Source organism: Aliirhizobium sp. YIM B11859 (assembly GCF_057163345.1).
This window is the reverse complement of the sequence record NZ_JBXHAY010000008.1, coordinates 1-18,659: the sequence shown is the minus strand read 5'-3', so window position 1 is coordinate 18,659 and position 18,659 is coordinate 1. Positions and strand designations below refer to the sequence as shown.

Sequence of the window (18,659 nt, the reverse complement as noted above, 5' to 3'; positions counted from 1 at the left end):
AAACTCATCATGAGCATCGAATTCATCGGCTATATCGGTCATTTCAATTCGTCTGAAACGATGCGGCGTACAGGGCCTGCGCTAGATATCGACCACATCGAAACAACGGCAAAGCTCAACGAATATGTCGGGTTCGACCGCGCGCTTGTCGCCTTTCATTCCACATCCGCCGACAGCATCCTCATCGGTCAGCGTGCCGCACAGGTGACCGAGCGACTGAAGCTGATGATCGCGCATCGCCCGGGCTTTACCGCGCCCACACTTGCCGCGCGTCAGCTTGCCACTCTCGACCAGTTTTCCAAGGGCCGCACTGCTGTCCACATCATCACCGGTGGCAACGATGCGGAGCTGGCGCAGGATGGCAACCTGCTCACCAAGGACGAGCGCTATGCGCGTTCATCGGAATATATCGAAGTGTTGCGACAGGAATGGACCGCCTCCGCGCCGTTCGATTTTGAGGGCACCTATTACAAGGTGAATGGCGGTTTCGGCGATGTGAAGCCCGTCGATCCGAAAGGCATACCCGTGTTCTTTGGCGGAGCATCCGATGCCGCGATCGCCGTCGCCGGGCAGCATGCCGACGTTTATGCCCTGTGGGGCGAGACCTATGATCAGGTTGCTGAGCTTCTGGGACGCGTCAATGCTGCCGCCGCCCCGTTTGGCCGCAAACCGGCCTTCAGCGTATCGTTCCGGCCGATCCTCGCAGACACCGAGGAAAAGGCCTGGGCCAAAGCCGATGCCATCCTTGAGCGAGCAAAGCTCTTGCGCAGTAGCGGTGGCGACGGCCGAGCACCCAATAACGTGCGCCAGACGACCGGCGTCGCACCGGCCCCGCAGAACGAGGGATCGCGACGACTACTCGAAGCCGCAGCCAAGGGACCGCGCCTCGACAAATGCCTGTGGACCGGCATTGCAGCCCTGACCGGTGCCAAGGGCAATTCCACCGCGCTGGTCGGGACGCCGGATCAGGTCGCGGACGCGCTGGCCGATTACCACGACCTCGGCGTCGACCACTTCCTGTTGCGGGGCTTCGATCCCGTCGCCGACACCACGCAATACGGGCGCGAACTCATTCCTGCGACCCGAAAGCTCATAGCCGAACGCGCTGCCCGCAGAAACGAGGCCGCGTAACCCGGCCCGGAAAGACATGATGCAATTATTCTTTTCTCCCACCTCGCCTTACGCGCGCAAGGTGATCATCGTCGCGATCGAAACTGGCCTTGCCGACCGCATCGAGAAGATCGATGCAAAACCGCATCCGATAGAGCGCGACCGGGCCGTCGTTCGGAAAAATCCGTTGGGCAAGGTCCCGACGCTCGTCACCGATGATGGGGACGTGCTGTTCGACAGCCGGGTCATCTGCGAATATCTCGCCTCGATCTCCGGCGATACGCGGATCTTTCCGCCGACCGGTGTGGGGCGCTGGGAGGCACTTTCGATACAGGCCCTGTCCGACGGCATTCTGGATGCGGCGCTGTTGATCCGTTATGAAGAGACGTTGCGGGCGTCCGATCTCCAGTCGGCACCCTGGAAAGTCGGACAGTGGGAGAAGCTCACCTGCGCGCTTGATGCGCTGGAGGCCAGGGTGGCATCCTTCTCACGAGAACCAGATATCGGCCTGATCTCGATCGCATGCGCGCTAGGTTATCTGGACTTCCGTTTCACAACGTTCGACTGGCGCAGTTCCCACACCAATCTAGCTGGCTGGCTTGCAAAGTTCGAAAAAAGCGAAAGCATCGTCCAGTCTCGCCACAGCTTGCCAGCCTGAAGAAATTTCAAGGAGCACACCATGTCCGACCATCATCACCATGACCACGAGCACGGCCATGATCATTCGCACGAACACGACCCCGACCGCTGGAAGCACAATGGCGTGCGCGTCATCAAAGGTGACCAACTCGACGCCAATACGGCACAGACACCCGGCATGTTCCGGCAGGCTGCGATCAACCATGCACGCGTCGGCGCCCAGAAAATCTGGGCCGGCACGGTTGCTATCGAACCCAATGCGAAAACTGGCGTACACCATCACGGCGCGCTCGAAAGCGTGATTTTCGTCATCCGTGGCAAGGCTCGGATGCGCTGGGGCGATCGTCTCGAATATGTTGCAGAGGCAGGTCCTGGGGATTTTATTTTCGTGCCGCCTTACGTGCCTCATCAGGAGATCAACGCTGATCCGAACAATGTGCTGGAATGTGTCCTTGTCCGCTCGGACAACGAGGCGGTGGTCGTGAACATCAGCGATGTCGATCCTGTGGAACAGCCTGAAGCCGTCTACTGGGTCGATCCCATCCACAAACATCCGGACGCAAAATAGTCGCCCGTCGTCATCCAGCCGTCACTTTCAACAGAGAACACACCATGCCCAGACCCCTCGCATCACTTTCCGGATCGACCGTCGTCCTGCTCCTTGTTCCGACACTTGCCTTCGCCCATCCGGGTCACGGGGACAGCGGTTTCACGGCAGGTTTCCTTCATCCCGTATTCGGTATCGATCACGTATTGGCGATGCTGCTCGTCGGACTGATTGCAGCGCGTATCGGCGGCCAGGCCCTGTGGCTTCTGCCCGCAAGCTTCGTCTGCATGATGATTGCGGGAGGTGTTTTGGGTGCAAGCGGCATGGCTCTCGATCATCTCGAACTCGTCATCGCTGCTTCATTGGTGGCGTTCGGTGCAGCTGCTGCTACCAGCCTTCGAATTCCACTCTTCGTCTTGTCTTTGGCAACCGGTGGGTTCGCCTTGTTTCATGGTTATGCTCACGGCGTAGAAATGCCTGTTGCGGCTGACGCGATGACCTTTGCTATCGGGTTCGTCGCCGCAACCTTTGTATTGCATGCTGCGGGCATCGCCCTATGGTTCGGCGTAGTGCGCTACAGCAGCCGGCCCCACCTTGTCGGTCGCATTGCCGGGATCGGCAGTGCGTTTCTCGGCCTGCTCTTCGCCGCAGGCCTTGCCTGACGCACAACTAAGGGTCAGCTATGAAGGGGCTAAGCAAGCCCCGACGTCAGACACGACAATCAGACTAGACGAGGAGGGACTTTTCTGGCTCACGATCATCTTTGAAGGATTTGTTACGCATCTCATCCCGGATTTAATCGGTTGAGATGCTTCATTCTATTTGGGGGCGTCATGCTAGCCCCAAATTTAATCAGAAACCGACAGGGATCACCCATATGACGACGATCAAACGTATCGTTCTGGTGAGCAGGCCAACTGGTGAGCCGACGGCCGAGAACTTCAGACTGGAAGAAACCAATCTTGAGGATGCGAACGAAGGTGAGGTGACCGTTCGCGTTCTCTATCTCTCGCTCGACCCTTACATGCGCGGACGAATGAGCGACGCCAAGTCTTATGCCGCACCGGTTCCGATCGGAGGCATCATGGAAGGCGAGACGATCTGCGAAGTCATCAAGTCCAGGCACAACGGTTTCGCGCCGGGGGACATCGTTCGAGGCAGGACGGGTTGGTGTACGGGCGCCGTCATCAACGGCGACGGACTGCGTAAGGTCGATACACATGGTGCTCCGATTACCACTGCGATTGGCGTGCTGGGCATGCCGGGTTTCACCGCATGGAGCGGTCTGCAGTTCATAGGCAAGCCGAAGGCAGGTGAAACTGTTGCTGTTGCGGCAGCATCGGGACCGGTCGGGTCTATGGTCGGACAACTCGCAAAGCTCGCCGGTGCGAGAGCGGTCGGCATAGCTGGCGGTCCCGAGAAGTGCGCCTTCGTCAAGGGTGAACTCGGCTTCGACGCGGTTATAGATCATCGATCAAAGGACCTTGCCAACGATCTCCTGGTCGCCTCGCCGAATGGGATCGACGTCTATTTCGAAAATGTCGGCGGCCACGTTTGGGAGGCTGTACTTCCGCTTCTAAACCAGTTCGCGCGTGTGCCCGTTTGCGGTCTGGTTGCGCAATACAATGGAGCAACCCCGTCGGAGGTAGATCATCTTCCAGCGACCATGTCCGCCATCCTGAGACGGAGTCTTCTCATCAGAGGATTTATCCAGACCGAATTCGCCGCGGAATATTTCGACACCTTCCTTGCCGATATCGGCCCGAAGGTGGCCAGCGGCGAGGTAAGGTATTGTGAGGACATCGTCGATGGACTGGAGAACGCTCCTGAGGCATTCATCGGCATGCTCAAGGGCAGGAATTTCGGCAAGCTCGTTGTTAAGGTCGACAGCGCCGCCTGATTGAAGAGGTCTCGACATGAAGAAGGTTGCGGTGCTGGACGACTACCAGGGCGTCGCCCTGAAAAGCGCCGATTGGACGATATTGGACGGGCGCGGGGAAATCACGGTCTTCAACGATCATGTCAACGATGAAGATCGACTTGTAGACAGGCTCCTGCCTTTCGATGCCGTGTGCGTCATGCGAGAGCGAACGCCGTTGCCGCGGCGGTTACTGGAACGTTTGCCAAACCTCCGGTTCATCGCGTCTACCGGAGCGCGTAACGCCTCGATCGATCTTACGGCGGCGCACGACCTCGGGATAAAGGTATCGACCACCGGCGCGAATGGCTCGGGCGCTCCTGAAATGACCTGGGCGCTTATCCTTGCCGCCGCGCGCCACATCCCCGCGGAAGTTGCTTCGTTCCGCAATGGAGGCTGGCAGACCACCGTTGGACGCGACCTGTCCGGAAGCACGCTCGGCATTGTCGGGCTGGGTCGTATCGGCCGTCAGGTGGCGAAGGTCGGTATCGCGTTCGGAATGGACGTGATCGCCTGGAGCCAGAACCTGACCGAAGACGCTGCGAATGCTGCAGGCGTCAGGCGGGTCGACAAAGATGTTCTTCTTCGCGACGCTGACTGGGTGACGCTGCACCTTGTCCTTTCCGAACGATCGGAAGGGATAATCGGGCGAAACGACCTTGCTTTGATGAAGCCAACTGCCTGGCTTGTGAATACATCGCGAGGCCCGCTCGTCAATGAAGCCGCCTTGATCGACGCCCTTGAACAGCATTCCATCGGTGGTGCCGCCTTGGATGTGTTTGACGTCGAGCCGCTTCCGTCAGTTCATAGACTGAGGTCTTTCCCTAATGTGATCGCGACACCACATGTGGGATTCGTGACCGAAAAATCTTACGAAATTTTCTACCGGGAAATATTGGAAAACCTAGCCAAGTGGTTGGACGGGTGCGCTTGACCGAAGAAGACCAAGCTGTGAGACGGCTCTCTGCACCCATCAAGACCGCATTTCGTATCTTGTCTCACGATTATGCCTAGATCAGCAATGAGGCTGCATCGCGATCAAGAGCCCAAGTCACATCAGGGTGGTTTGCCAGGAACGATGCCGGGCATGCGATGTCGGGCGCCTCCAGCAAGGCGCGCCTGACTGCTTCCGCTTTGCGGGCGCCCGTTGCCATGACGATTATCTGACGCGCCGCCAATATTGTGGCAATACCCATCGTAATCGAGAATGACGGAACTGTTTCGCACGAAGCCATCGAGGCAAGATTGGCTGCACAAGTGGCTGGCGAAAGCTGGACGCGCCGTGTCTGGCTGCCGATGTCTGATCCTGGCTCGTTGAAGCCTATATGGCCGTTGCCGCCTATTCCGAGCAGCTGGATGTCGATCCCACCTGCTGCGGCAATCGCAGCCTCATAGGCCGCAGCCTCCCGTTCGATGTCGGCGGCATCCCCATTCAGGAGATGGATACGATCCGGGCTAAAGTCAGTGTGGTCAAACAGCTCGCGCCTCATATAGGCCGCGAATGCGTCTGGGTGGTCTTGTGGGAGGCTGACATATTCGTCGAGATTGAAGGTCGTTGCCTCGGCGAACGAAATACCATCAGCGCGATGCGCTGTCACAAGCGCTTCGTAAACAGGTTTGGGCGTCTCGCCGGTGGCAAAACCAAGCACGGATGCCGGCGCTGCCTTGAGTTGAGACACAATATGCTTTGCGACGGCTTTGGCGACCTCTGCCGCAGTGTCAAAAACGCGTACGTTTCCTGAGTAAATCACGCTCGCTGTTTGTCGGGAAATCGGCTGGTTCATTCGTGCTCACCTTATCTGCGGGCAGGTTGACCAAAAATTCCATATTGGTATTATATCGGTATGACAAGCGGTATGATATTTTGCGTCGATGGCGGTGGCACCAATACACGGGCGAGGTTGTATGCGTCCGACGGTACCGTTCTTGCAGAGGCGCAGGCCGGGCCCTGCAACATTTCTTCGGATCCGGCAACATCGGCCTCGAACGTCGTTGCCGTTTGGCTCCGCTGTGCCGCGGATGCCGGATGCGATGCGGGTGTGCCGGGCGCCGTTCGTGCCGTGATTGGCGCTGCCGGGACTTTGCCGTTTGCGACGAGGAAGATTTTCCTGCAGGCCTTGCCGGAGTTCAGCGTGCTTGATCTCGTCATGGACGGGCACTCTGCGATGATCGGTGCGGGCCTTGGACGGCCCTGCCTTCTGCTTGTGGCAGGCACCGGAGCGGTCGGGCACGGGCTCTATTCGGACGGTCGATCGATCCGAAGGGACGGCTGGGGCTGGATCGGTGGCGACCGCGGCGGCGGCGCATGGATCGGCCGCAAGGCAATCCGGCATGCGGTGGATGTCTCGGACGGTCTTTGCCCGCCCACGTCGCTTGGTTTGGCAGTCCTTGCCGAATTCGAACCCAAGGGAGGCATTGCTTCTGCGCTTGCAGGCATCCGCCCTCATGAAATCGCCGCCTATGCGCGTCTTGTCTTCCAGGGGGCCAGCCAGGGTGATGAGATCGCTGTGGCGCTGGTCGACCGCGCTGTAGAGCACTTCGCCAATCTGGTTTCATTGCTCGACATCGAGCCAGGCCTGCCGATTTTCATGGCTGGCGGCATGTCTGTGGAGCTTGCGCCACGGCTCGCGCGCCGCCTTTCTCGCGAGATTTTCAGTCCCAAGACCGATGCGCTTCATGGTTGCTATCTGATCGCAACCGGTGCAGGGCAGGTGCATGACATTGCGCTCAGCGCGCGCGCGGATTGGGGCCAGAAAACATGACCAGCAATGAGCTTGTCGAACTTTTCAAATCACGCATGGTGGCGCAGCCGAAAGGGCTGCGCAGCGCCATTGTGGCGAAGATCATCGAAGAGGCCGTCCGCAGCGGACATCTGGTCCCCGGCGAGATGCTGCCGGCTGAGCGCTTGTTATGCGAGGTCTTCGACGTGTCGCGCACGACATTGAGGCGGGCATTGGCATTTCTGGAGGAGGCGGGCGTCATCGACCGGCGCCTTGGTGCCGGTACGTTCATCTCCCCGCGCGTCATGGCGCCCAAGGCGCCGCTAATGGGTTTCACCCAGGATATCGAAAGCCGCGGCATGCGTGCGCATTCGATCATTCTGAACAGTCGGCGGGGCCTTGTTCAGCCGGACGAATCCTTCAATCTCGGACTTGCTCCCGGCGCTCGCGTGTTGCGCCTCGAGCGCCTGCGTTTTGCCGACCAGAACCCGGTGTCGATTGAATCCTCTGTCATTCCGGTGGATGCCATTCCGGCAGATTATGACGGCAGCAGCTCGCTTTACGCCGCCATGACGACGCTCGGTGCGCAGCCGATCAAGATCGTGCAGCGTTATGGCGCTTCGCTCGCGACGGAGGATCAGGCCCGTCATCTCGGTGTCGCACCCGGCGATCCGATGCTCATCCTGCAGCGTCTGGGCTTTTCAGCCCAGGGGCGGGCAGTCGAATTCACGCGGTCACATTTCCGAGGCGATCGCTTCTTCATCTCAACGGAGCTCGATGTTTAATGTCAGGTAATTTCTCCCTCGAAGGGTCCATACTCACGCCCGCAGGCTGGGTCGCGGGACGTGTCAGTATCGAGGGGGGCAGGGTCGCAGCCGTCCATGGCGCGCTGCTTGCGCCAGGCGAGAAACCAAAGGCGCCCTTTATATTGCCTGGTTTCGTTGATCCTCACGTTCATGGCGGTGGTGGCTTCGATTGCCTTGAAGGCGTCGAGGCGACGCGCGGGATGGTTCGCTTTCATGCGCAGCACGGAACGGTCGCCATCCTGCCCACGACGTCCACGGCACCTGCCGAAATCGTGGAGAGCTCACTGCGCAATATCGCCACCGTTTTGGCAGATCAGGAGGCTTACGGTGCCGAAGTGCTTGGCGCTCATCTGGAAGGCCCCTTCCTCAGCGAGCACCGTCTGGGCGCGCAGGAGGCTCGTCCGCTGGATGGTGATGTGGCGCTAGCTCTGGAATGGGCGAAAATCTGCCCGATCGTCGTCGCGACCGTTGCGCCTGAAATCGTCAATGGCCTCGAGGTCGGTCGCGCGCTAGCGAAGGCTGGTGCGCGTGTGCAGGTCGGCCATAGCGTGGCGAGCGAGGATGTCCTGCGGGAAGCCTTCGCAGCCGGCTTTACCGGTTATACCCACCTGTTCAATGCAATGACGCCGGTGGATCACAAGCTTTCCGGCATCGCAGCTTTTGCCTTGGCCTTTGCTACCCATGCCGAAGTGGTCGGTGATCTGCGGCATGTCCACCCCACGGTCGTCATGGCGGCATATCGCGCTATTCCGCTCCTTTATGCCGTCACCGACGCTGTCGGCGTCGCAGGGCTGCCGGATGGTGAACATGTTACTCGCGGTGGCCGCCGCACGATCATAAAAACCGGCATCGACATCTTTTTGAAAGACAGGCCAGCCACGCGCGGCGGCAGCGGTGCCACGATGCATCTGGTTTTCAAGAGCCTGCTTTCGCTTGGCCTTCCGATCGAGATGGTGTCGCAGATGACCTCCACCCGCGCCGCCGATTATATCGGCGCGTCCGATCTAGGCCGGATCATGCCCGGCAAGAAGGCCTCGCTCGTCACCCTCAACGAAAACCATGACCTGACGCAGGTCCATATCAACGGTGTCCCGGTTCTGTCGTGATCTCCTTGCCCGTCGCTGGTCAAAAAAGCGGCGGGCACAACAAAACGGCATGTGAAGACTTGCTTGTTTGTTTTTTTCGGTATTAAATCGGTATTATTGGTATCGTAAGAATATCGTTTAAAGGGGATCGAACGAAATGATGAAGAGATCGATAGGCCTTGCTGCTTCCGGTATTGCACTTCTCGCGTCTGCCGCAAGCGCATTGGCCCAGCCGGTGGAACTGAAGATCGAGAGCTGGCGCAACGACGATTTGCTGATCTGGCAACAGAAGATCCTGCCGGTGTTCAACAAGGCACATCCCGACATCAAGGTGACGTTCAGCCCGACGGTTTCCACTGAATACAATGCCGGCCTCAACGCCAAACTCGATTCCGCCACCGCCGGAGATCTCATCACATGCCGGCCCTTCGATCTTTCGCTCAACATGTTCAAGAAGGGACAGCTTGCCGATCTGACCGCGCTGCCGGGGATGGACAATTTCACCCCACTTTCGAAAACGGCGTGGTCCACCGATAATGGCGCCCAAACCTTCTGCGTCCCGATGGCAGCCGTTCTGCACGGCTTCATCTACAACAAGGACGCCTTTGAAGAGATGGGTCTGACGCCGCCGAAGACACAGGCCGAATTTTTCGCTCTGCTCGACAAGATCAAGGCCAATGGAAGTTACGTGCCGCTGGCGATCGGTACGGCATCCGAATGGGGCACGGCCTCAATGGGCTACCAGAATATCGGCCCGACCTTCTGGAAGGGTGAGGCTGGTCGCAAGGCAATCCTCGCCGGTACGCAGAAACTGACGGATGCCCCATGGGTCGCAGCCTTTGCCGCTTTGAAGCGCTGGGGTCCCTATATGGGACCGGGGTATCAGTCGCAGTCGTATTCCGACAGTCAGAACATGTTCACGCTCGGCCGCGCGGCAATCTATCCCGGCGGCTCGTGGGAAATCGGTCCCTTCAAGGCGCAGGGTGCTGATTTTCCGATGGGTGCCTTCCCGCCGCCTGTCGACGAGAACGGCAAATGTTATGTGACCGATCACCCCGATATCGCGCTCGGCATGAATGCCAAGACGAAAAATCCGGAAGCAACCAAGACTTTCCTCTCCTGGGTGGCGTCGCCCGAGTTCGCCCAGCTTTACGCCAGCGCGTTGCCGGGTTTCTTCCCGCTGTCGAAGGCTGCGGTGAAGGTTGACGATCCGCTGGCGCAGGACTTCCTGAAGATGCGCTCAGAATGCGAGCCGACCATCCGCCCGTTCTACCAGATCCTGTCGCGCGGTTCGCAAAGTGCGGAGGAGTTGAACAAGATTGTCTCCGCCGCAGTCATCAACGGCTCGGTTACACCTGAAGACGCCGCCAAGCGGATGCAGGACGCCATCAGCTGGTACAAGCCATAAAACGGCGCAACGGGAGGACGGCATCAGCCGACCTCCCTCTCCGGAGACGTCGCGATGACCATTCAGGCCCGCCGGCCCTTCCGCTGGCACATCCCGCTTTTGCTGCTGCCGACCCTTGTGATCTATTCGCTTGTGATGGTCTGGCCGCTGGCCGACAGCCTGTGGATGTCGCTCTACGCCTCTCCCGACGGTGTCGGCCAGGAATATGTCGGAGTGGACAATTACCGCCTGCTGTTCGGCGATGTCTTCTGGTCCGGCCAGTTCTGGAATGCTCTCTACAACAATTTCATCTTTTTCGCCGTGCATATGCTGGTGCAGAACCCGATCGGCATCGCGCTGGCTGCTCTCCTTTCGCTTCCCTGGCTGAAGGGCAAGGCCATCTACCGGACGATCTATTTCGTGCCGGCCATTCTGTCCTTTGTCATCGTCGGTTTCGCCTGGCGGCTCATTCTGAGCCCCACCTGGGGGATTGCCGGTTCGCTGATGAACGCGATCGGCCTCGGTGCCTATTTCGGTCCCTGGCTCGGCATGCAGGAAACCGCGCTGATCACGCTGTCGCTGATCTCCGTCTGGCAGTTCGTTGGCATCCCGATGATGCTGATCTATGCCGCCATCCTGTCCATTCCCGACGAGTTACTGGAAGCCGCCGAATGCGACGGCGTGACCGGATTTGCGCAATTTTTCAAGATCAAGCTGCCGTTGCTGTGGCCTTCGATCGGCATCATTTCAATTCTCACTTTCGTCGGCAATTTTAACGCCTTCGACCTTGTCTACGTCTCGCAGGGGATTTTTGCCGGACCGGACGGCTCGACGGAACTGCTCGGCACGCTGCTGTTTCGGACGTTCTTCGGCAACACCTCACAGCTCGGCAATCCCTACATGGGAGCGACGATCGCAAGCGTGATGTTCGGCGTCATTCTCATCGGCGTCGTGCTTTATCTGTTCGGCGTGCAGCGCCGGCTCACCTATTACAAGCTTTGAGGAGACAGCCATGAGCGTTTCCAGCAACCGCCTGCGCGTCACTGGCCCCATTCACGCGGCGCTGATCGTCTATGCATTGATCTGCGTGATGCCGATCCTGCTGATCGTGATGAACTCCTTCAAGTCGCGGCGTTTCATCTTCAACGATCCGCTCGGACTGCCTGTTGGCAAGGCCTTCAGTACGGTCGGTTATGACACCGTCTTCAGCATCGGCGACTTCCCGCTCTATTTCCAGAACAGTTTCATCGTGACGATCGTGTCGCTGGTGCTGACAGTGGTGTTCGGTGCCATGGCAGCCTTCGCCGTGTCGGAATACCGATATCGCGGCCGCGAGCTGGTCAGTCTCTACCTCATTCTCGGCATCATGATCCCAATCCGGCTCGGCACGGTGTCGATCCTCAAGCTGATGGCCGAGGCGGGCCTGAGCAATACGCTGACGGCGCTCATCCTGGTTTACACCGCCCAGCACCTGCCCATGGCCGTTTTCGTCATGTCGGAATTGATGCGGCAGGTCTCCGACGACCTCAAGAGCGCCGCTCGGGTCGATGGCCTTTCGGAATTCAAGATCCTGTTCCTGCTGGTCATGCCGGTGATGCGGCCGGCCATCGCCACGATCGCGGTCTTCACCATGATCCCGATCTGGAACGATCTGTGGTTTCCACTGGTGCTTGCACCCGGTGACAATACCCGAACCATCACCATGGGCGTCCAGAACTTCATCGGCCAGTTCGTCACAGACTGGAATGCGGTGCTCGCCGGGCTGACGCTCGCCATGCTGCCGATGATCGTTCTCTATCTGATTTTCTCTCGCCAGGTGATCAGCGGTATCACATCCGGCGCCGTGAAATAATCTCTTCAGGAAAGATCCAATGGGAAATCTCGTTCTGCGCAATATCAACAAGAGCTTCCAGAAGACGGAGGTTCTGAAGCATGTCGATTTCGAGGTGCAGAACGGCGAATTCGTGGTCATCGTCGGTCCTTCCGGCTGCGGAAAATCGACCCTACTCAGGATCATTGCCGGCCTCGAGAGCCAGACCAATGGCGAGATCCTCATCGGCGGCAGGGATGTCGGCATGCTGCCGCCGGCCAGGCGCGGCATCGCCATGGTGTTCCAGAGTTACGCGCTCTATCCGCATCTGACGGTCGAGGGCAACATGACACTGGGACTGAAACAGGCCCGTACTGCCAAGAGCGTGATCGCCGACCGGGTTGCGGAGGCGGCCCGTATTCTCGAACTCGGCCCCTATCTCAAGCGTCGACCGGCGCAATTGTCGGGCGGCCAGCGCCAGCGTGTCGCGATCGGGCGGGCGATCACCCGCCATCCGGACGTATTCCTGTTCGATGAGCCGTTATCGAACCTCGATGCCGCGCTCCGCAATCAGGTGCGCGTAGAAATCGCCGATCTTCACAAACGGCTCGGCGCCACGATGATCTACGTCACCCATGATCAGATCGAGGCCATGACGCTGGCGGACCGGATTGTCGTCATGAACGGCGGTGTCGTCCAGCAACTGGGCACGCCGGCGGAACTCTATCGCAAGCCATGCAACCTCTTTGTCGCGGGTTTTATCGGCTCGCCAAAGATCAACATGCTGAACGGCGCGTTCGCGGCCGGCCGTTTCAGAATGGATGGTATCGGCGAACTCAAGGTGGCATCCGGTCATGATGGCCCTGGCACGCTGGCATTCCGCCCTGCTGCGGTCACTTTGCTCGATGTACCGGGAGAAACTAGTTTTCCAGCGACGATCGTCGGAATGGAATATCTCGGCAACGTCACCTACATCCGCGCTGAACTCGGTAACGGTACCGTGGTTGTTGTCGAGGAAAAGCCGGACAATGGCTGGCGGCAAGGCCAGGATGTGCATGTCACGGTCGCTCCGTCGGGCCTTCACCTCTTCGACCATGCCGGTGACCGCATCGAATGAAACCCGCACCAGAATGATCTTGCTGAGATCGCCCATCTGGATATTACGAAATTGTAAAGCTGCGGCCAGACCACCGTATTCTTGAGCATGCATTTCTTCCGCATCGTAATTCCAGATGGAGGAAGAAAAATGCGAACCATCGTTGCAGCTGCAATTCTCAATGCGGTCATTGCCGTGGGGCTGATCGCGGTCTCGCTGCCTGTCCATGCCGCGGCTCCCTGCGAGGACATGCTGAAATCCATGCGTCAGGCAAAGGCGTCAGCAAACCTCACTGCGGCCGACAGGCAGAAGGTCGACGAGCTCGAGGCAAAGGCCGTGGAGCGGTGCAATGCCGACGACGATGTCCGCTCTGACGCGTTCCTGGCCGACGCCATGAAGCTCCTTGGCAAATGACAGGGAGCAGTCCGATGACCTTCAATAAATCCGCAGCGAACCGCGTCCCTGACGTCACGGCTTCCTTTTGGCTCATCAAACTGATGGCCGTCACGATGGGAGAAACGGCAGCAGACTATCTGGCCGTCAACCTGGGACTGGGGCTTGCGGTGACCTCGACCATCATGACCGTGGTTCTTATCGGCGCAATCGCTATCCAGTTCGCGCAGAAGCGATACGTTCCGGCCGTCTATTGGGCGGCGGTCGTGCTTGTCAGTATTGTCGGAACCCTCGTGACTGATAATCTGACGGACAATCTCGGAATACCGCTGGCGGTATCGACGATGGTTTTCTCCGCAGGCCTGATCGTTGTTTTCCTCTGCTGGAAATCAGTTGAGGGAACGTTGTCGATCCATACGATATTCATAGATCGACGGGAGGTTTTCTACTGGCTCGCGGTTTTGCTGACCTTTGCTCTCGGAACCGCCGCTGGTGATCTTGTCGCGGAAAGCTTCTCATTCGGCTATCTGACGACGGCGGCCATTTTTGCCATGGTTATCGTGGTCATCGCCGCCTTGCATTATGTCCTGCATCTGGACGCAATCACCTCGTTCTGGCTGGCCTACATCTTCACCCGTCCACTTGGTGCGTCTATCGGGGATCTTCTCTCCCAGCCGAATGAATACGGTGGTGCCGGCTTCGGGACGATCTACACGAGCCTGGGGTTCCTGCTTGCCATCCTTATCCTCGTCGCGCTGATGTCTCACCGGCAGAACACGGCTGTCACGGATGTTGCGGGTTGACCTGCGCCTTGTGGCGTATGTCCCGACACGGACCGGAAACTCTGCCGTCGTTGTCGCCGGCAGGGAAACAGGTCTTTTTCGAGCTTTCAGGTTCTGGTCAGGTCAGTGAGCGATGCGAGGGAAATCAAGGCCCCACGCCGACTATCCCGGCACGCGAATTGTGAATGGTTATGACGCCCAGTACAGATACTTCGCGCAAGACATTCTTCTCTGCATTCGTTGTTTTTTCGACGCTTTGGATCGCCCTTCTGTTGATATTCAACCGGCTGCCATTGCTCGATATCAACACTTCGTCGCTGTTCTTCACGCAGGCGGCCTGCCTTCCGGAAGCGGTTAAGGTAACATGCGGACGTTTCGGCTTGAGCGAGTTGGATGCAGTCCAGGCCCTGCGATCGGCTCTCTATAACCTGCCTTACCTCGCGGCAGCGGCGATTGTGGCTGCAATCGTCATTTGTTACCTGGAGCCCAGGTGGAAGGCACGGCTGCCATTGCCGAGACTGTGGCTTTCGCTTGCAAGCCTCTGCATCAGTACGGGGCTGTTGACCAACCTGGTCCTGAAAACCCATTCGGGTCGACCGCGTCCCGTCCATGCAGATCTCTTTGGCGGGACAATGGAGTTCATGCCGGCCGGGTCATTCAATGGAGCCTGTCAGGGAAATTGCTCCTTCATATCCGGCGAGGCTTCGGGCGCCGGATGGGTTATCTGTCTCGTCATGCTACTTCCGGAGCGCCTGCGCGAATGGGCCGGGCCGCCGCTGGTTGTTGCTTCCATCGTCACGGTGTTCCTGCGGGTGGCCGTTGGAGCCCATTTTCTCTCGGATGTGCTTTTAGGATGGCTGCTATCCGTGACGGTGTTCTGCGGGCTGATGGCGATCGAAGAGAAATTTCGCTCCAGAGATCGCGTTGCCGAACCGTAAAGGGGCGATCAATGCAGGACGACATATCCACACCCCATAGGGGCGCAGTTGGAGGCTCGACCAAGTGCGCTCCTTTGGCATCCATCACCCACTTCTGGTTTTCATTGTCTGGTTGAAACATGCGCCTTCTGCTTGTCGAAGATGATCAACGTACGGCGGATTATGTTCGCAAGGGCATGCTTGAGGCGGGGCATGTGTGTGATACCGTCGGGGACGGCCGCGACGGTCTGTTTCAAGCCCAACGCGAACCCTATGACATCGTCGTGGTCGACCGGATGCTTCCCGGGCTTGACGGTCTTTCCCTGGTGCGTTCGCTCAGAGCCGCGAAAATCCAGACACCGGTCCTCTTTCTAACGGCAGTCAGCGGTGTCGATGATCGCGTCGAAGGGCTGGAGGCTGGCGGTGACGATTATCTGGTGAAGCCCTTTGCCTTTTCCGAACTGATGGCACGCGTCAATGCGGTGGCGCGGCGACCTCCCGTCCAGGAGCAGAAGACGGTACTCCAGGTGGCAGACCTCGAACTCGATCTGATCCGGCGCGAAGCCCGGCGGGCGGGGCAGGTGATCGAGTTGCAGCCTCGCGAATTCATGCTTCTTGAGGTCCTGATGCGCGGTGAAGGCCGCGTGCTTACCAAGACCATGCTGCTGGAGCGGGTCTGGGACTTTCATTTCGATCCCAAGACAAGTGTTGTCGAAACGCATATCAGCCGGCTGAGGTCAAAGGTCGACAAGCCATTCGATCTCCAGCTGCTCCACACGATACGCAACACCGGATACAGCCTTCATGCGCCTCGCTAATCTGCGCCGCAGCACGCCGTTCCGGTTGGCGCTGACATTTGGCGTGCTGTTCGTGGTCTGCTTCGCGGTCTGCGGAGCGATCATGTATCATATGCTGCGCAGCGGGCTTGCGGCGCAGATGGATGCCGCTCTGGGCGAGATGAATTCGGTTATCGTGTCGACTTACGCTTCCGACGACATGGAAGACCTCGTTTCGACGCTCAACAGCTATGCAACCATGCAATCGACCAGCGACGGTCTTTATTCGCTGGTTGATGGGCAGGGAAAACGTCTCGCGGGGAATTTCACCTCTCCCGCCTTGGATGTCGGAAGACGAACGATGACACGCCGTGCGCTGGGATTGTCCGGAGACGAACGTTACCGCATTCAGATCTCCAGGCTCGGACCAAATACACTTGTGGTGGGAGAGAGCTTTTCCGATACCAATGGCTTGTTGAGGATCATCCTTGTTAGCCTGGGATGGGCCGCGGGGTTGGGCGTTGCCGCAGCACTTGGAGGCGGCGTATTTCTCGCCGCACGTGCTCAGACCCGCCTTGACGCTGTCGCGAGTACGATGCTGGATGTTTCCAATGGCCGTCTCGATGCGCGCATTCCGCTGCTTGCTGCCAATGATGATCTGGATATCGTTGCGCGGCAGATCAATGATGCATTGGGAAGACTAGCGGGCTTGGTCGAAGGCATGCGGCAGGTCAGTGCCGATATTGCTCACGAGTTGAAGACACCGCTCAACCGGCTTCGAATGACCATCGACGAAGCATGCGCAGGTATCGCAACGGGGCAAGACATCTCGACCGATCTGGCCGAAGCCAGAGTGGAAATCGATCGTATCAATGCGACGTTCGAGGCGCTGCTGCGTATTTCGCAGATCGAGGCCGGCGCAAGACGTGACAGGTTCAGCGAGATCGATCTTCGCGAAATCCTCGAATTGGTCAATGAAATCTATGAGAGCGTCGCCGAAGACCGGGGGCAGATGTTGGTTCTTGTCGCTGCCGAGACTGCTCTGGTGCAGGGTGACCGGGAACTGCTTATCCAGATGGTCGTCAATCTGGTCGAAAACTCGCTGACGCATTGTCCGGCAGGCACGACAATTAAATGTATGCTCACGAACAGTCAGGGTCATGCAACGCTGATCGTGATGGATAACGGGCCCGGAATTCCGCCCAGCGAAAGCGACAATATCTTTCGCAGACTTTATCGCCTCGACAAGAGCCGCACCACACCCGGCAGCGGGCTTGGCCTCAGCCTGGTGAAGGCGATAGCTGATCTCCATCATGCGCAGGTCTCGGTCGCAGATTGCGCCCCCGGACTTTCGATCAGCATTTCGATGCGGACCTGACCGGCAGGCCATCGCGAAAATACATCGGCAATCCTGCACGGTGCAATCAGTCTGCGATCCGTCGATATCGGACTGGCCGTGACGCGCCGTGAGAGGATGCGCCTTCTCATGACGCTGCCATGCGGCATATCTTACAAAACCGTATAGTTGTGGAACAGGGTGGGAAAAGTTCAGGTGGAATGGTGCGCGGGCTGCAATCGCAACCATGAGCGCCTCGATGAATGTAAATGTCAGTTCCACCGCACTGAGTATTCCGATCCACCCCGTCAATTCCCGCCTGGTGACATACCTCATCAACCTGGATCGAGCGCCAGAGCGGAGAAAACGCATGAACTGGCTGCTGACGCGAAGTGGTTTTGAATTCGAGCGTGTCACTGCCGTCGATGGTGCCCATGCCGTTTTTTCGGACGGTGTCTTTGACCCGTCGGCCTACTTCCATCATCACGGACGGCACCCCAATCCATTCGAGATTGGTTGTTATCTAAGCCATATCGAGTGCGCCCGGCGTTTTCTCGCAACGCCAGTGGAACATGCGCTTATCCTCGAAGACGACCTCCATCTCGACGACCGGCTTGCGATTGTGCTGGACGCTGCGCTGAACGAACACCGGCATTGGGATATCCTCAGACTGTCCACTGTCAGTTCCGGGAGGAAGTTCGAAACCCTGTCGCTGGCGACCCATTCGCTGGCGATTGCCCTGACGCGAGAAAAAGGCTCGGGCGCCTATGTCATCAATCGCAAGGCGGCGCGATGGATGTGTGAGCAATTGCTTCCGATGAAGCTCCCATTCGACTTGGCATTCGATCTTGAACATGAAGCGGGTCTGAAGGCGTGTTTCGTCACGCCGCTTCTGGTAACACAGGATGCCGAGCCGCGTTCATACATCCAGGCCAGGCTTTCGCAATACAGGTTGAAAGCACGCAGACCTCCCAGTGTATGGTTACACCGGACCCGGATGGAGTGCGGGCGCTTCCTTGCCCGCTCCGGCAGGCTTTTGCGCTGGCGTCTTTTCGGAGCACGCTGAACATTCGTGCTGATTGTTTTTTGCGGGATTCTGGCTGAGTGAAGTGGCGCTATCGCCGCTAACGGGCGCGAATGCGCCTTGTTGCTCAACAGCAGCTTCCAGCCGCAGAACGTTCTGTTCGCCAACGTTCCTCCCCAATCAAAAACGACACACGTGGCCGGAGTCGGGCTCCATCCGCCGAGGGACAACGGGAAAAGGTAAGAATTGAAAATGAAGGCTGGTTCAAAGTTTTTGAACGCAGTGTCGGCGTTTGCGCTGTCTGCTAGTGTTG

General features: G+C 58.4%; 20 protein-coding genes. 19 read left to right on the top strand and 1 reads right to left on the bottom strand.

From position 1 onward, the window contains the following. Positions 1-9 precede the first annotated feature (9 nt). The 6 genes from AC2GXZ_RS25310 to AC2GXZ_RS25285 all read left to right on the top strand — a co-directional run bounded on the left by AC2GXZ_RS25310 (position 10) and on the right by AC2GXZ_RS25285 (position 5,148). Entirely contained in the window at positions 10-1,131 is a 1,122-nt protein-coding gene (locus AC2GXZ_RS25310) for an LLM class flavin-dependent oxidoreductase (RefSeq protein WP_483762004.1), read from the top strand. Positions 1,132-1,150: 19 nt separating this feature from the next. Next, on the top strand, positions 1,151-1,768 hold the full coding sequence (locus AC2GXZ_RS25305) for a glutathione S-transferase family protein (protein WP_483762003.1): 618 nt from the start codon (positions 1,151-1,153) through the stop codon (positions 1,766-1,768). Positions 1,769-1,789: 21 nt separating this feature from the next. Beyond that, positions 1,790-2,317, top strand: a complete 528-nt coding sequence (locus tag AC2GXZ_RS25300) for a cupin domain-containing protein (RefSeq protein WP_483762002.1) — start codon at positions 1,790-1,792, stop codon at positions 2,315-2,317. A gap of 44 nt (positions 2,318-2,361) precedes the next feature. Further along, on the top strand, positions 2,362-2,958 hold the full coding sequence (locus tag AC2GXZ_RS25295) for a HupE/UreJ family protein (RefSeq protein ID WP_483762001.1): 597 nt from the start codon (positions 2,362-2,364) through the stop codon (positions 2,956-2,958). Positions 2,959-3,173: 215 nt separating this feature from the next. Further along, entirely contained in the window at positions 3,174-4,196 is a 1,023-nt protein-coding gene (locus tag AC2GXZ_RS25290; protein ID WP_483762000.1) for an NADP-dependent oxidoreductase, read from the top strand. A 16-nt stretch (positions 4,197-4,212) separates the two neighbouring features. After that, complete coding sequence (locus AC2GXZ_RS25285) at positions 4,213-5,148, top strand: D-2-hydroxyacid dehydrogenase family protein (protein WP_483761999.1); 936 nt, start codon at positions 4,213-4,215, stop codon at positions 5,146-5,148. A 76-nt stretch (positions 5,149-5,224) separates the two neighbouring features. On the opposite strand, the gene AC2GXZ_RS25280 is transcribed toward AC2GXZ_RS25285, so the two are convergent. After that, positions 5,225-5,998 carry a glucosamine-6-phosphate deaminase gene (locus AC2GXZ_RS25280; protein WP_483761998.1) on the bottom strand — a complete coding sequence of 258 codons (774 nt, stop codon included), beginning with the start codon at positions 5,996-5,998 and terminating at the stop codon, positions 5,225-5,227. Between the two features lie 72 nt (positions 5,999-6,070). Here AC2GXZ_RS25280 and AC2GXZ_RS25275 point away from each other — a divergent pair, with 72 nt between their 5' ends. From AC2GXZ_RS25275 to AC2GXZ_RS25215, 13 genes are all read left to right on the top strand, one after another. Further along, positions 6,071-6,976 (top strand): glucosamine kinase nucleotide-binding domain-containing protein, encoded by a 906-nt coding sequence (locus AC2GXZ_RS25275; protein ID WP_483761997.1) that lies wholly within the window; start codon positions 6,071-6,073, stop codon positions 6,974-6,976. Continuing rightward, positions 6,973-7,719 (top strand): GntR family transcriptional regulator, encoded by a 747-nt coding sequence (locus AC2GXZ_RS25270; protein ID WP_483761996.1) that lies wholly within the window; start codon positions 6,973-6,975, stop codon positions 7,717-7,719. The genes AC2GXZ_RS25275 and AC2GXZ_RS25270 overlap by 4 nt, the downstream gene beginning before the upstream one ends. Beyond that, complete coding sequence (locus AC2GXZ_RS25265; protein ID WP_483761995.1) at positions 7,719-8,846, top strand: N-acetylglucosamine-6-phosphate deacetylase; 1,128 nt, start codon at positions 7,719-7,721, stop codon at positions 8,844-8,846. Before AC2GXZ_RS25270 ends, AC2GXZ_RS25265 begins: the two co-directional genes overlap by 1 nt. Before the next feature lie 136 nt (positions 8,847-8,982). Next, on the top strand, positions 8,983-10,233 hold the full coding sequence (locus tag AC2GXZ_RS25260; RefSeq protein ID WP_483761994.1) for an ABC transporter substrate-binding protein: 1,251 nt from the start codon (positions 8,983-8,985) through the stop codon (positions 10,231-10,233). Positions 10,234-10,287: 54 nt separating this feature from the next. After that, positions 10,288-11,214 (top strand): carbohydrate ABC transporter permease, encoded by a 927-nt coding sequence (locus tag AC2GXZ_RS25255; RefSeq protein WP_483761993.1) that lies wholly within the window; start codon positions 10,288-10,290, stop codon positions 11,212-11,214. Positions 11,215-11,224: 10 nt separating this feature from the next. Beyond that, the gene (locus AC2GXZ_RS25250; RefSeq protein WP_483761992.1) at positions 11,225-12,064 is read left to right on the top strand and encodes a carbohydrate ABC transporter permease; all 840 of its coding nucleotides are present in this window, start codon (positions 11,225-11,227) and stop codon (positions 12,062-12,064) included. A gap of 19 nt (positions 12,065-12,083) precedes the next feature. Continuing rightward, the gene (locus AC2GXZ_RS25245; protein ID WP_483761991.1) at positions 12,084-13,139 is read left to right on the top strand and encodes an ABC transporter ATP-binding protein; all 1,056 of its coding nucleotides are present in this window, start codon (positions 12,084-12,086) and stop codon (positions 13,137-13,139) included. 129 nt (positions 13,140-13,268) lie between these two features. Further along, a complete protein-coding gene (locus tag AC2GXZ_RS25240) occupies positions 13,269-13,532 on the top strand; it encodes a hypothetical protein (RefSeq protein ID WP_483761990.1) in 264 nt (87 codons plus the stop codon). Between the two features lie 14 nt (positions 13,533-13,546). Then, a complete protein-coding gene (locus AC2GXZ_RS25235) occupies positions 13,547-14,314 on the top strand; it encodes a COG4705 family protein (RefSeq protein WP_483761989.1) in 768 nt (255 codons plus the stop codon). A 170-nt stretch (positions 14,315-14,484) separates the two neighbouring features. Beyond that, entirely contained in the window at positions 14,485-15,231 is a 747-nt protein-coding gene (locus AC2GXZ_RS25230; protein WP_483761988.1) for a phosphatase PAP2 family protein, read from the top strand. 119 nt (positions 15,232-15,350) lie between these two features. After that, positions 15,351-16,028: a response regulator gene (locus tag AC2GXZ_RS25225; RefSeq protein ID WP_483761987.1), complete on the top strand. Its 678-nt coding sequence runs from the start codon at positions 15,351-15,353 to the stop codon at positions 16,026-16,028. Further along, positions 16,015-17,364, top strand: coding sequence for a sensor histidine kinase (locus AC2GXZ_RS25220; protein ID WP_483761986.1), 1,350 nt, complete (start codon positions 16,015-16,017; stop codon positions 17,362-17,364). The genes AC2GXZ_RS25225 and AC2GXZ_RS25220 overlap by 14 nt, the downstream gene beginning before the upstream one ends. Before the next feature lie 217 nt (positions 17,365-17,581). After that, positions 17,582-18,388 (top strand): glycosyltransferase family 25 protein, encoded by an 807-nt coding sequence (locus AC2GXZ_RS25215; protein ID WP_483761985.1) that lies wholly within the window; start codon positions 17,582-17,584, stop codon positions 18,386-18,388. Positions 18,389-18,659: the final 271 nt, after the last annotated feature.

Bases quoted from the DNA above. Each gene is read 5' to 3' on its own strand.
- AC2GXZ_RS25310 (WP_483762004.1), top strand. From the start codon at position 10: ATGAGCATCGAATTCATCGGCTATATCGGTCATTTCAATTCGTCTGAA.
- AC2GXZ_RS25285 (WP_483761999.1), top strand. From the start codon at position 4,213: ATGAAGAAGGTTGCGGTGCTGGACGACTACCAGGGCGTCGCCCTGAAA.
- AC2GXZ_RS25245 (WP_483761991.1), top strand. From the start codon at position 12,084: ATGGGAAATCTCGTTCTGCGCAATATCAACAAGAGCTTCCAGAAGACG.
- AC2GXZ_RS25240 (WP_483761990.1), top strand. From the start codon at position 13,269: ATGCGAACCATCGTTGCAGCTGCAATTCTCAATGCGGTCATTGCCGTG.
- AC2GXZ_RS25250 (WP_483761992.1), top strand. From the start codon at position 11,225: ATGAGCGTTTCCAGCAACCGCCTGCGCGTCACTGGCCCCATTCACGCG.
- AC2GXZ_RS25215 (WP_483761985.1), top strand. From the start codon at position 17,582: ATGAATGTAAATGTCAGTTCCACCGCACTGAGTATTCCGATCCACCCC.
- AC2GXZ_RS25260 (WP_483761994.1), top strand. From the start codon at position 8,983: ATGATGAAGAGATCGATAGGCCTTGCTGCTTCCGGTATTGCACTTCTC.
- AC2GXZ_RS25280 (WP_483761998.1), bottom strand. From the start codon at position 5,998: ATGAACCAGCCGATTTCCCGACAAACAGCGAGCGTGATTTACTCAGGA.
- AC2GXZ_RS25230 (WP_483761988.1), top strand. From the start codon at position 14,485: ATGACGCCCAGTACAGATACTTCGCGCAAGACATTCTTCTCTGCATTC.
- AC2GXZ_RS25225 (WP_483761987.1), top strand. From the start codon at position 15,351: ATGCGCCTTCTGCTTGTCGAAGATGATCAACGTACGGCGGATTATGTT.
- AC2GXZ_RS25290 (WP_483762000.1), top strand. From the start codon at position 3,174: ATGACGACGATCAAACGTATCGTTCTGGTGAGCAGGCCAACTGGTGAG.
- AC2GXZ_RS25275 (WP_483761997.1), top strand. From the start codon at position 6,071: ATGATATTTTGCGTCGATGGCGGTGGCACCAATACACGGGCGAGGTTG.
- AC2GXZ_RS25235 (WP_483761989.1), top strand. From the start codon at position 13,547: ATGACCTTCAATAAATCCGCAGCGAACCGCGTCCCTGACGTCACGGCT.
- AC2GXZ_RS25255 (WP_483761993.1), top strand. From the start codon at position 10,288: ATGACCATTCAGGCCCGCCGGCCCTTCCGCTGGCACATCCCGCTTTTG.
- AC2GXZ_RS25295 (WP_483762001.1), top strand. From the start codon at position 2,362: ATGCCCAGACCCCTCGCATCACTTTCCGGATCGACCGTCGTCCTGCTC.
- AC2GXZ_RS25265 (WP_483761995.1), top strand. From the start codon at position 7,719: ATGTCAGGTAATTTCTCCCTCGAAGGGTCCATACTCACGCCCGCAGGC.
- AC2GXZ_RS25300 (WP_483762002.1), top strand. From the start codon at position 1,790: ATGTCCGACCATCATCACCATGACCACGAGCACGGCCATGATCATTCG.
- AC2GXZ_RS25220 (WP_483761986.1), top strand. From the start codon at position 16,015: ATGCGCCTCGCTAATCTGCGCCGCAGCACGCCGTTCCGGTTGGCGCTG.
- AC2GXZ_RS25270 (WP_483761996.1), top strand. From the start codon at position 6,973: ATGACCAGCAATGAGCTTGTCGAACTTTTCAAATCACGCATGGTGGCG.
- AC2GXZ_RS25305 (WP_483762003.1), top strand. From the start codon at position 1,151: ATGCAATTATTCTTTTCTCCCACCTCGCCTTACGCGCGCAAGGTGATC.